This is a genomic window from Microbacterium phyllosphaerae (assembly GCF_017876435.1).
GTDB classification, from domain to species: Bacteria; Actinomycetota; Actinomycetes; order Actinomycetales; family Microbacteriaceae; genus Microbacterium; species Microbacterium phyllosphaerae.
In genome coordinates, this window is sequence record NZ_JAGIOA010000001.1 from 3,561,066 (window position 1) to 3,573,047 (window position 11,982).

General features: G+C 68.4%; 10 protein-coding genes. All 10 read right to left on the reverse strand.

Annotation, left to right across the window (positions count from 1 at the left end; all coding sequences use genetic code 11):
• Positions 1-11: 11 nt before the first annotated feature.
• The 10 genes from JOF42_RS16935 to JOF42_RS16980 all read right to left on the reverse strand — a co-directional run bounded on the left by JOF42_RS16935 (position 12) and on the right by JOF42_RS16980 (position 11,959).
• A complete protein-coding gene (locus tag JOF42_RS16935) occupies positions 12-932 on the reverse strand; it encodes an ABC transporter substrate-binding protein (RefSeq protein ID WP_210098875.1) in 921 nt (306 codons plus the stop codon).
• The gene (locus tag JOF42_RS16940; protein ID WP_210098876.1) at positions 929-1,600 is read right to left on the reverse strand and encodes an ABC transporter permease; all 672 of its coding nucleotides are present in this window, start codon (positions 1,598-1,600) and stop codon (positions 929-931) included. The genes JOF42_RS16935 and JOF42_RS16940 overlap by 4 nt, the downstream gene beginning before the upstream one ends.
• On the reverse strand, positions 1,597-2,256 hold the full coding sequence (locus JOF42_RS16945; protein ID WP_210098877.1) for an ABC transporter permease: 660 nt from the start codon (positions 2,254-2,256) through the stop codon (positions 1,597-1,599). The genes JOF42_RS16940 and JOF42_RS16945 overlap by 4 nt, the downstream gene beginning before the upstream one ends.
• On the reverse strand, positions 2,253-3,083 hold the full coding sequence (locus tag JOF42_RS16950; protein ID WP_307803632.1) for an ATP-binding cassette domain-containing protein: 831 nt from the start codon (positions 3,081-3,083) through the stop codon (positions 2,253-2,255). The genes JOF42_RS16945 and JOF42_RS16950 overlap by 4 nt, the downstream gene beginning before the upstream one ends.
• 77 nt (positions 3,084-3,160) lie before the next feature.
• A complete protein-coding gene (locus JOF42_RS16955; RefSeq protein WP_210098878.1) occupies positions 3,161-5,470 on the reverse strand; it encodes a glycosyl hydrolase family 95 catalytic domain-containing protein in 2,310 nt (769 codons plus the stop codon).
• Positions 5,471-5,482: 12 nt separating this feature from the next.
• Positions 5,483-7,804: a beta-glucosidase family protein gene (locus tag JOF42_RS16960; protein WP_210098879.1), complete on the reverse strand. Its 2,322-nt coding sequence runs from the start codon at positions 7,802-7,804 to the stop codon at positions 5,483-5,485.
• A complete protein-coding gene (locus tag JOF42_RS16965) occupies positions 7,801-8,865 on the reverse strand; it encodes a LacI family DNA-binding transcriptional regulator (RefSeq protein WP_210098880.1) in 1,065 nt (354 codons plus the stop codon). The genes JOF42_RS16960 and JOF42_RS16965 overlap by 4 nt, the downstream gene beginning before the upstream one ends.
• Positions 8,865-9,683 (reverse strand): carbohydrate ABC transporter permease, encoded by an 819-nt coding sequence (locus tag JOF42_RS16970; protein WP_210098881.1) that lies wholly within the window; start codon positions 9,681-9,683, stop codon positions 8,865-8,867. Before JOF42_RS16970 ends, JOF42_RS16965 begins: the two co-directional genes overlap by 1 nt.
• On the reverse strand, positions 9,683-10,621 hold the full coding sequence (locus JOF42_RS16975; protein WP_210098882.1) for a carbohydrate ABC transporter permease: 939 nt from the start codon (positions 10,619-10,621) through the stop codon (positions 9,683-9,685). The genes JOF42_RS16970 and JOF42_RS16975 overlap by 1 nt, the downstream gene beginning before the upstream one ends.
• Before the next feature lie 48 nt (positions 10,622-10,669).
• Positions 10,670-11,959, reverse strand: a complete 1,290-nt coding sequence (locus JOF42_RS16980) for an ABC transporter substrate-binding protein (protein WP_210098883.1) — start codon at positions 11,957-11,959, stop codon at positions 10,670-10,672.
• Positions 11,960-11,982 lie beyond the last annotated feature (23 nt).

Sequence of the window (11,982 nt, forward strand, 5' to 3'; positions counted from 1 at the left end):
CCGAAGAGCCCTCAGCCCTCGGGATCGATCGAGTCGAGCCACGCCGTGGCGATCGTCGCGGCCGACGCCTCGGTCTCGACGCTCTCGGTGTTGAGCTCGACCAGGATCTCCGGCGTCAGCGCCGCATTGACGCGGTCGATGACGTCTGCGGCATCGTCAGGAAGATCCGACGATGCGAGAGGAACCACGTGCGACGCCAGGAACAGGCCGGCGGGGTCTTCGAGGGCCACGAGATCCGACGACGACATCGACGGGCTCGCGGTGTAGATGATCGCGAGCTGCACCTGGTCGTCGACCAGAGCCTTCACGGTGAGAGGGCCGCCGCCGTCCTCGATCGGCGCGAAGGCCACGTCGACGCCGTAGCTGGCCTTCAGACCGAGCGGGCCGTTCGGACGATCCTCGCCCTCGGAGTTGCCGCCGAGGATGAGCGGCACCGGCACGTCGGCGAGGTCCGCGATGCTGGTCACACCGTACTTCTGCGCGAACGCCTTCGTCACGACGTAGCTGTCCTCGTCGGTGGCCGACGACTGGTCGAGCACCTGGAGCCCCTCCGGCACCGCCTTCCGGAGAGCCTCGTAGACGTCGTCCGACTTGCGCGCCGTCGTGTCGGGCTCCCACACCTGCAGCAGGGGGCCGGTGTACTCGGGGAAGACGTCGATCTCTCCGGCCTCGATCTCGGGCAGGTAGGCCTCGCGCTGACCGATGCGGAACTGCCGATCGACGGTGAAGTCGGCTTCCTCGAGAGCCTGCGCGTAGATCTCGGCGATGATCTCGTTCGAGTAGTAGTCCTGCGAGCCGACGACGATCGTGTCGTCGTCGGCCGTGCCGGAGGAGCCGCCGAGCGGATCGGCCGACGCGCAGCCCGACATGACGAGCAGCCCGCCGAGCGAGAGAGCGCTCAGCGCGGCGAGGCGAGTGCGGGTGATGTTCATTGCTGTACTCCTTGACGTGAGGAACGGATGAAGAGTCTGCTGACGAGAGCCGAGAGCGCGGGCACGAGCAGTGCGAGCAGGATGACGAGCAGCGATCCCGCCGCCATCTCGGGATAGTCCCGGGACTTCAGCCCGGCGAAGATGTAGCGCCCGAGGCCGACGTCTGCGACGTAGGCGGCGATGGTCGCCGTGGCGACCACCTGCAGGAGAGCGGACTGCACACCGCCCCCGATGACGGGCAGGGCGATCGGCAGCTCCACCCGCATCAGCGTCTGCATGCGGGTGTGCCCCATCGCCCGTGCGGCGTCGATGGTCTCCCGGGGGATGGACGCGATGCTCGAATAGGTCGCGGCGAGGATCGACGGGACGGCGAGGATGACCAGCGCGATCAGCGGAGCCTGCAGACCGATCCCCAGCCACAGCGCGAAGACCGTCACGAGCCCGAGGGTCGGCAGTGCTCTCGCCCCGTTCGTGATCGCTGCGATCGAGAGCTCGCCGCGCCGCATGTGGCCTATCCAAGAGCCGATCGGCAGTGCGATGAGCACGGCGATCGCCGTCACGGCGAGCGTGAGCGCGAGATGCTGCAGCACGCGTACGGGAATGCCCGACGGCCCCACCCAGTGGTCCGGGTCGCCGAACCAGGCGATCGTGTCTGCCAGGAGGCTCATGCGGATGCTCCCGCCGACAGGCGCGTGGCACGGGCCCACGGCTGCACGAGCCGACCGGTGATGAGCAGAGCGGCGTCGAAGGCCAGTGCGACCACCACGGTCAGGACGATCCCGGTCGTCACCTCCGCGGCGATCCCCCGCTGGAATCCGTCGGTGAAGAGGCTGCCGAGGCTGGGGATGCCGATGAGCGCCCCGATGGTCGTCAAGCCGATGGAGCTCATCGCGACCACACGAGTTCCGGCGATCAGCACGGGCATCGCGAGCGGCAGCTCGATCCCGAGCACCCGCCGCCAGCGCGGATATCCTGTGGCATCGGCCGCGGCCCGCACATCGCGCGGCACCGTGGCGAACGCATCCGCCGCCGAGCGCACGAGCAGGGCGACCCCGTAGACGGTGAGCGCGGTGATCAGCGTGGCGTGTGAGCGCAGCGGCAACCCCGTGAGGATCGGGATCAGGATGATCAACGGCAGCGACGGCAGGGCATAGAGCAGGCTCGTCGACGTCAGGATCGCCCCGCGTGCCCGCCCGGACGCATGGGCGATCCTTCCGATCGGCACCCCGATGAGCACACTGAGCACGATCGCCGGCACCGCGATACCGAGGTGCGCTCCGAGCAGTTCGCCGATCTGCGGCAGGTTGTTCAGGAACCAGGTCATCGCCGGAGCACTCCCAGCGGCCGTCCGGCGCCGTCGACCACGACATCCGAGCCTCGCGCGGACTCGATGTGCAGCTCGCGTTCGGTCGACGTCGCGCCGATCAGCTCGGCGACGAATGCATCGGCCGGTGCGGTGAGGACGTCGAACGGCGTGCCGTCCTGCGCGATCCGGCCGCCCTCGCCGAGCACGATGATGCGCTGCCCCAGCAGCAGCGCCTCATCGACGTCGTGCGTCACGAAGATGATCGTCGCGCCGGTGTCGCGATGCAGTGCGAGAGTCTGCTTCTGCAGAGCGCGACGGTTGATCGGATCGACGGCGGCGAACGGCTCGTCCATCAGCAGCAGGCGCGGATCGCCGGCGAGCGCTCGGGCGACGCCCACGCGCTGCTGCTGGCCGCCGGAGAGCTGACTCGGGTACCTCGATCCCAGAGCCGGGTCGAGGGAGACACGCGCGAGAAGGGCATCCGCGACCGCTCCGGCGTCCGCACGCCGCATCCCGTTCAGCCGGGGCACGGTGGTCACGTTGTCCGCCACCGTCTGGTGGGGGAACAGTCCGCTCGCCTGCATCACATAGCCGATGCTCCGCCGCAGCATAACCGGCTTCTTCTCTCTGACGTCTTCACCGTCGATGAGCACACGTCCGCCGCCGGTCTCGACCATGCGGTTGACCGTGCGCAGCAGCGTGGTCTTGCCGGATCCCGAGGGTCCGAGCAGCACGACGAGCGACCCTGGTTCGATGACCAGGGAGAGATCCGAGAGCACAGCGTCGGCACCGTATCGGACGTCGACATGCTCGAAATCGATTCGGGGCGCGGGGGGATGGGACACGAGAGTCGAAACTACATGAGCAGGAACATTATTCCTAGGAAGCTATTTCTCCGTGTGACGAGCAGTGACGCCTCCGATCACGCCGAGTCGGTGAAGCGGAACGTCAGCTCGGCGGACTCGGCGGTCACGGGGATGTGCACACTGCGTCCATCGATCCGAGTGACGTTCGTCCCGGCCTCGATGCGACCGTCCGCGGGGAGCAGGACCACGATGCCGTCCGGCCGCAACCAGCGGCTATCTGCGGGGAGCTCCAGCGTCGCGCGGACCCCTCCCCGATCCCATTCGAGCTCGGAGACACGTACGCCTCCTCTGGCGAGCAACCCGGTAACCCGACCCGAGGGCCAGACATCAGGCAGTGCCGGGAGGAGAGAGATCCGACCGGAACCGGATCCCAGCAGCATCGCGGCGGCGACCGCCGGCAGAGCTCCGGAGGCATCCAGATTGAAGATCGCGCCCGCATCGTGCGTGGTCGTGAGCGCCGGAGTGAAGTGATCCCGCGCCAGCCAGAGCGCGCACTGATACGCGGCATCGGCATCGCCCACAGCGACGGCCGCCAGCGCGATGGAGGTGAGACCGAAGGCCATCTCCATGTTGCCCGGAGGACCCGACGGATCCTCCGCCCGCCACTCGACCTTGTTGCGGACCGCTCGGGCGACGGCGTCACGCAGCTCACCCACCAGCACTTCATCCGGCTCGTACCAGAGCCCCTGCAGCTGGGACGCGTGGCGATGAGCGACGTTCTCGGGCCACAGCGTCGACCACTCGGCCAGGGCCCCGTCGGCGGCGACCTGATACGGCGGGAGCTGCTGTCGCGCCTGCGTCCACGCATCCGCTCTGGCAGTATCGCCTCGCAGCCCCGCCAGCCAGGCACCCGCGGCGAGGCCGTCGCGGATCGCCGCGATGTCGGCGGTCGAATCCATGACGAGCGGGTTGTCGTGGCCCATCGGAGTGTTCTCCGGCGAATAGGACGGGTTCAGGTGCCCTCCCCCGGTGCCGAGCACCTCGGTCGAGAACTGCAGGATCTCGACGGCGTACTCCCAGAGCCACTCGTCGATCACCGAGCGATCACCCGTCACGAGGATGTAGTCGACGGCGAGCCGCAGCAGCCAGGGCCCGTTGCCCACCCAGAACTGGTGGGGATAGTCGCGCAGGAAGTGGTTGGCGTGGCCGTGGGTCGTCATCCGCGCCGGGAGCATCATGCCTGCAGCGCCGAAGATGTTCCGCGCGTTCGATCGATAGTGCTCGGTGAATCGGGTCGCGAGTCGGAACAGTGAGGTCATGAGTTCGGGAGTGCCGGTCCACAGCACCGACGCGAGCGACCCCAGCTGCACGTTGCCGTTGAGCGTGTAGTCCGCCGACCACGCCGGTGCCCAGGTGCCCTGCCACACGCCCTGAAGTGTCGGCGGCAGCTCTCCGGTCGACACGATGATGTTCCGACGCCCCGCCGCGTAGGCGATCTCGAAGACGCGGCGCTCGGCATCCGCATCACCGGCTCTGGCAGCGGACCAGATGTCCTCGAGCGAATCGTCGTCGCGATGCGCTCCGCCGAGCGAGAGCGCGGACCTCCCGATGAGCGCACCGGCATCCTCGAAGGCGATCGAGGATTCGGCCGGCTCTCCCACGTCGACGCGGAACCGAACTGCTTCGGGCCCGACGGCGATGTCCCATCCGCCGTCGGGATGCAGGCGCATGGGTCGCTGCGCGTGCACCCGCACTCCGATGGCCGCATCCTCGTCGGGCGTCTGCCCCTGCGCGTGGACGTGCACGGCCAACGAGGTCTCGGTGACCTGCGACGTGGTGCGCACACGGTCGCTGTAGTCGACGGGGAGCACGGTCGACGCGTCGCTGCCGGACTCGCTCACCGGCACCAGACGGAGCCGGCCGCGCTGCGGGGCCTCCGCCCAGAGCTCGACGTCGACACCTGCCTCGCCCTGGACGGCCGCGATGCGGATGCCCGCGGACTCGCCGTCCGCGCCCTTCCACTCGACCCCGGCTCCGCCGTCGATCAGCGACACCTCGCGGCGATAGTCACTCCATCCGTCGACCTCCGGCTCCCACTCGAGCTGCGCCACCGGCCCGAGCGGATCGGTCCAGATGAGTGTCTCCGGATCCCACCCCTGTGCCCGCAGCGCGTCCTCCACACGGTCTGCAGCAGCCACGTCATCCCCGGCGCGGAGTGCGTCCCGCACCGACGGAAGCGCCTCGGCCAGCTGCGGCGCGGGCCGCCTGCTGTTCGCCGGGACGAAGAAGCCCTCGTGCGCGAACGCGATCACATGCCTGGTCGGCGTGCCGTACAGCACGGCACCGGCGACGCCGGACCCCGCGACGATGCCATCGCTCCAGGCCGCACCCGTCGACCGGCTCCAGGGCTGTCGTGATCCATTCATTGCGCGCCTCTCTCAGCGCACTCGGATTGCCACGGTCGCGGGCACCGTCATGACCCGCGTGTGATCCACGGTCCGGACCGGGCCGATGACCTCGATCGAGACCGGAGTCTGCACTCCGGCGGCATGATGATCGATCCGCAGCCGGATCACTCCCTGGTCGACTCTGCGCCGCAGCGAGCGATCCGTGTACGACGCGAGATCGGCGTGCACCTCGAACGAGACGTCCGCCGACTCACCCGGATCGAGGTCGACGCGGGCGAAGCCGATCAGTTGGGTGACGGGGCGCGTGACATCGGCCACCGGGTCGTGCAGGTAGAGCTGCGGCACCGCGGTTCCCCGCTCCTCCCCCGCATTCGTGACGGTCGTCGAGACGACGACCACGCCGTCGGTCGTGATCGTGTCGGCGTCGACCCGCGCATCGGCGAACTCGAAACGGGAGTACCCGAGACCGAAGCCGAAGGGGAACGCCGGGGTCGGGTCGATGTTGCTGATGCCCTCGCTGCGCAGCGCGAGCGGAGGCGCGAGGTACGTGCCGGGCTGCGCCGAGGCGGCGCCGGGGATCTGCACAGGCAGGCGCCCGCTGGGCCGCACCCGTCCCGACAGGACGCCCGCGACGGCCGCCGCGCCCTCCTGCCCGGGGAAGAACACCTGCAGCGCGGCATCGGCCGCGCCGGCGAGCTCTCCGATCGCGTAGGGGCGTCCGGAGAGCACCACGAGGATGCTGCTCGACGCCGCGGCGAGCACCTCCTGCGCCAGACGGTGCTGCACACCGGGCAGTTTCAGGGTGAGGACATCGCATCCCTCACCGGAGGTGCCATGCCCGAACATCCCCGAGCGGTCGCCGACGACGACGATCGTGAGGTCGGCGTCGCGGGCGGCGGCAACCGCCGCGGGGATGCCCGTGGCATCATCCCCCGTCACGGCACCTCCGGGGACGAACCGGATCGATGCCGACGGGAACTCGCGGCGAACCGCCTCGAGCACGCTCGACGCCTCCACGCCCATTGACGCATCCGGGAAGTTCGGCAGCACGTGGTTCGGGAACGAATAGCATCCGAACAGCGCGTTCGGGTCATCCGCTGTCGGCCCGACGACGAGGATGCTCCGCGGACCGTCCACCAGCGGGAGACGCGCCTCCTCGTTCCGCAGGAGCACGACCGATTCCTCGGCCAGCCTGCCGGCGATCGCCCGGTTGCGCGCGGAGTCCAGGTCGACGGTCCCTGTCGAGGCCCGGTCCGGCGACCATCCCGCATCGAGGAGGCCGAGCTCGGCCTTCTGCGTGAGCACGCGCAGCACGGCCGTGTCGATCGTCTGCAGCGAGACCCGCTCGGCGAGCTCCTCGGTGTAGGCGGCGGTGTGCGGGAGTTCGACGTCGATACCGGCGTCGAGCGCCAGGGCACCCGCGTCGCCGAGCCCGCCGACGACCCGATGCATCGACTGGAGGAAGGGGATCGCCCAGTAGTCCGACACCACGGTCCCGGTGAACCCCCACTGGTCGCGAAGGACGCCTGTGAGCAGCTCCCGATCGCTCGCCGTGGGCACACCGTCGAGTTCCGTGTAAGAGTTCATGACCGAGCGCACGTTCGCGGCGACGACCGCCTTCTCGAACGGCGGGAGCAGGACGTCCCGGAGCTCCCGGGGACCGACCGAGACCGGAGCATGGTTGCGGGCTCCGCGCGATGCCGAGTAGCCGACGAAGTGCTTGAGCGTCGCGACGATGCCGGCGGACTGCACGCCGGTGACGTATGCGGCAGCCATCTCACCGACCAGATGGGGATCCTCACCGAGGGTCTCCTCCACACGACCCCAGCGGTAGTCGCGAACGACGTCGAGCACGGGTGCGAGCCCCTGGTGCACCCCCAGGTCGGCCATGTCGGATCCGATCGCCGCCCCCATCTCGGCGACGAGCTCGGGGTCGAACGTCGCCGCCCACGCGAGCGGCGTCGGGTAGACGGTCGCTTTCCACGCCGTCAGGCCGGTGAGACATTCTTCGTGTGCGATCGCGGGGATGCCGAACCGATTCGCGGCGACCACCTCGCGCTGCAGGTGCGCGAGTCGGCGGGTGCCGTCGGACGGATCTACCGGAGCGGTGCCGAACGGACGCGTGATGTGGCCGATGCCGTCGACGATCGCCTCGGCGAACGGCAGCGCCAGCTGGTGGGTCTCCTGCAGCGGCGCGACGGCCTCCTCAAGGTCTTCCGACCCCGGCCAGGTGCTGCCCAGCTGCTGGAGCTTCTCACGAAGGGTGAGCTGCGAGAGCAGCGCTTCAGCCCGCTGCGCGGGGGTCAGCGTGACGTCGGTCCACGCGTGATCGCGGGGTGCGTCGGGGTTCATGCTTCGACCTTTCGGAGGAGTTCGGGACGCGTCGCCGTCGAGGCGCGGACTTCGAGATGGGTGGACAGCTCCACTCGCTTCGTCGCGAGATGCTCTCCGGACGAGACCCTGAGCAGGGTGCTGACAGCGGCCCGGCCGATGTCGGCGATCGGCTGGTGCACGGTCGTCAACGGTGGGGCGGATGCTCTGGCGAGCACCGTGTCGTCGAACCCGACCACGCTCAGCTCGTCGGGCACGGTCACCCCCAGCCGTCGAGCCGCTTCGAGGACCCCCATCGCGGAGGCATCGCTGCCGGCGAAGATCGCTGTCGGCGGGTTCGACGAGGTGAGCAGCTCGGTCGCGGCGGCCAGACCGTGATCGAAACTGAACGCCTTGCGAGGGACACCGTCGATGTCCACCCGGATGCCCGCCTCGGCCATCGCGGCCGCCCACCCGTGCGCTCGTACGGTGTCGCAGCTGGCCTTGGGCGGCCCCCCGATGTAGTCGATGCGACGATGCCCGAGATCGAGAAGGTGTTTGGTGGCCTCGTAGGCCCCGGCCCAGTTCGTCGCGCCGATGCTGTAGGTCGTCGTGCGGGGGCTGTCGATCGGATCGATCAGCACCATGGTGAGGCCGGCCGCCCGGAGCGCGCGTTCCCGCGCGGCGGAATAGGCGCTGGTGACCTCGATGACGCCGATCCTTCCCGAGCGGGCGAGCATGGTCGCCCACGCGGTCGGTGTGCGCGCCTTCGCCGATTCGATCGAGCGGATCAGCAGGCCGATGTCGAGACTGCTCGCCACCTCGATGGCCCCACCGAGCAGCAACGCCAGGTAGGGGTTGCTCACGTCATCCGGCTCGACGAGCACCTCGATCGTTGCTTCACCCGCCTGACGGGCCGCATGCTGGCGTTCCGTGAGGGCCACGAACCCGAGATCCTGAGCGATCTGATTCACCCGATCGCGGGTATCCGCGCCGACACCGGCGCGGTTGTTCAGGACCTTCGACGCCGTCGCGAGCGAGACGTTGGCCGCGTCCGCGACGTCCCGGAGTGTGAGCTTGCGTGCCGCACGGTCGTCGGACATCACTTGCCTCCCACGCCCATGAGTCCTCGCACGAGCGAGCGCCTCGCGAAGATGTACATCAGCAGGATCGGAAGGACCGTCAGCACGATGGCCGACATGAGGCCCGGGATGTTCAGGCTGAACTCCTGACGGAAGATGCCGAGTGCGAGCGTCGCGACGCGGTTGTCGGCCGAGCGGGTCAGCACGAGCGGGAGCAGGTAGTTGTTCCAGGCGTTCAGGGCCGAGAAGATGACGATCGTCGCGAGTCCGCCCTTCGACATCGGCAGCACGAGAGTGCTGAAGATCCGGAACGAACTGGCACCGTCCAGCGCCATCGCCTCGTACTGCTCGTTGCCGATCTCGCGCATGGCTCCCGAGAGGATCAGCGTGGTGAGCGGGATGAGGAACACGGCGGTCGGGATGATGATGCCGAGCAGTGTGTCGTACAGCGAGATCCGATCGATCAGGAAGAAGACCGGGATCACCACGACCTGCGCGGGGATCGCGAGCCCGAAGAGCATGATCCGGAAGACCAGGGCAACCCATCTGCTCTCGCTGCGCACGATCGCGTAGGCGAGAGGCGGGACGACGAGGAGGATGATGAGCACCGTGCCGAGCGTCACCAGTGCGGAGTTCAGCAGGAATCGACCGAACCCCTGATCGAACGCGTAGACGTAGTTCTCGAGGGTGAACTCGCGAGGAAGCCCGAGAGGGCCGTTCTGCGCGTAGGTCTCGCGGCTCTCGAACGAGGCACGGACCATCACGTAGACGGGGATCATGATGATCGCGAGCCAGAGGCCGGCGAAGATCCCGGCGATCCAGTTGGGACGGGTTCTCATCACAGACCTTCCTGGGTGCCCTGCATCTTGTCGTACCCGGTGGCGCGCACCATGCCGATCGAGACGAGGGCGGCGAGCACGATGAGGATCACGGCGATCACGCATCCGTATCCGAAGTCCAGCGCCGAGATCCCGCGGTCGTACATGAAGAACGGCAGGTTCGAGGTGGCCCCGCTGGGGCCGCCGCGGGTGAGGATCAGGATCAGATCGAACGTCGTGAAGGTTCCGACGACCATGAGGATCGTGGAGGTGACGATGGTGTTGCGCAGCTGCGGGATCGTGATCGAGAAGAACTGCCGGACGGTGCCGGCTCCGTCGATCGCCGCCGCCTGATACAGCGTCTCCGGAATCGCCCGCGCCCCGCCCTGATAGATCAGGGTGTGCAGGGGGGTGGCTCCCCAGAGGTAGATGAACGCGATGAGGCCGATGGCCGTGGTCGGTTCGCCCAGGATGTTGCTGAAGGGGTTGTCCTTGCCCAGCAGCGGCTCGAGCAGCGCGGGGATGCCGAAGTTCGGGTCGACGAGCGATGCCCAGAGAACGGCGACGGCTGCGGTGCTCATGAGCAGGGGGATGAAGTAGAGCGCTGCGACGATCGCTCGCCCCCGCTGCGGGCCGGCGGCCCACACGCCGATCAGCATGCTCACCGGCACCTGCGTGACGACCGCGAGGACCACGAGAATCACCGTGACGACGAGGCTGCGATGCAGCGCCTGGTCGGTCAGCACGCGGGCCCAGTTGTCGAGCCCGACCCACTGCGGGGCGATCAGGCGGATGCCGTTGTATTGCGTGAACGACAGGTACACCGCGAAAGCGAGGGGAAGCAGAGCGAACACGCCGAAGGCGGCGATCGCGGGAAGGGACCAGACGAAGCCGGGGCGGCCTGCTTTCTGCAGGCCGCCTCGCTTCGCCCGAGACCTCTCCGTGGGGAGAGCGGTCATGGACAGTTACCTTTCAGCGGGGCCGCATCGGTGCGACCGACTCGTGGACTACTGGGCGGCGGTGGCGGATTGCACGGCGGCGACCCAGCCGTCGGCGTCGATCGTGCCGTTGAAGTAGTCGGCCATGGCGTTCTGCAGCGGAGTCTGGCTGGCCGCGGGGACGAACTGATCCCACGACAGCTGGAACGCCGGAGCATCGGCGACGAGGCCGGCCACGAAGGTCAGGAACTCGCGGTTCGTCTCGTCGAGGCTGGTGTCGGCGGCGACCAGGTCGGCGGCGTTCGTCGTCGGCGGAAGGTTGCCGAGGGCGAGCTGGTCCTTCAGGAAGTCATCGCTGTAGAGCTCGGCGAGGAAGTCCCGCACCGTGTCGGGGTAACGGGTGTCGGCGGCGACGTTGTAGAAGTTGCTGAGGTTGCCGGCGATGTCCGTGGCGTTGTCCGAACCGATCGACGGGAATGCCGTCCATCCGAGGTCGTTCTTGACGAACTCCTCGTCACCGCCGGCGATCGTGGCGTAGTGCCACGTGCCCATCAGCTCGTACGCCGACTTTCCGGTGCGCAGGAGCGCCGCCGATCCGTCGGTGCCATAGGTGACCGAGTCGAAGCTGTTCCCGAAGGCGCCCGAGTCGACGATCTCCTTGATGTCGTCGAGTGCCTCGCGGCTCTCGTCGCTGTCCCAGACATCGCCGTCGCCGAGAAGTCCCTCACGCACGGCCTCCGGACCTGCGACGCGGTCGAACACGTACTGGTACCACATCTGGGTGGGCCACTTGTCGGAACCGGCGAGCCCGATGGGCGTCACACCGGCGTCCGTCAGCGGTCCGACCTGATCGAGAAGCTCATCCCAGGTGGTGGCGGGTTCGAGGCCGGCATCGGCCAGGACCTGCTTGTTGTAGTACAGGAATGTCGGTGCGACTCCGCGCATCGGGATTCCGTAGGACTCCCCGTCGATGACCTCTTCGCTGAACACGGACGGCAGGAACGACGACTCGAGCTTCGGATCCTCGTCGATGAAGTCGTTGAGCGACATCAGCGCGCCGGCGTCGACCAGGGGCGAGATGTTGGCCGCTCCCCAGCTCATGAAGATGTCAGGGGCCGACGCGGTGCCGATGGAGTTGCGCACCGCCGTGGAGTACTCGGCGCCCGACGTCGAGCCCGTGTCGATCACGACCTTGACGTCGGATGTCTTGTTGAACCGGTCGGCGGCCGCCTGTTCGGCCGAAGCCGCCGCGTCGCCGAGGACCAGGACGTGGATCTCGCCCTCTGGCCTGCTCGTGTTGCCGCCTTCCGCAGGGGCTCCGCTTGCGCAGCCGGCGAGAATCACGCCGGCAATCGCCACCGAAGCACCCACAGCGCCGATCC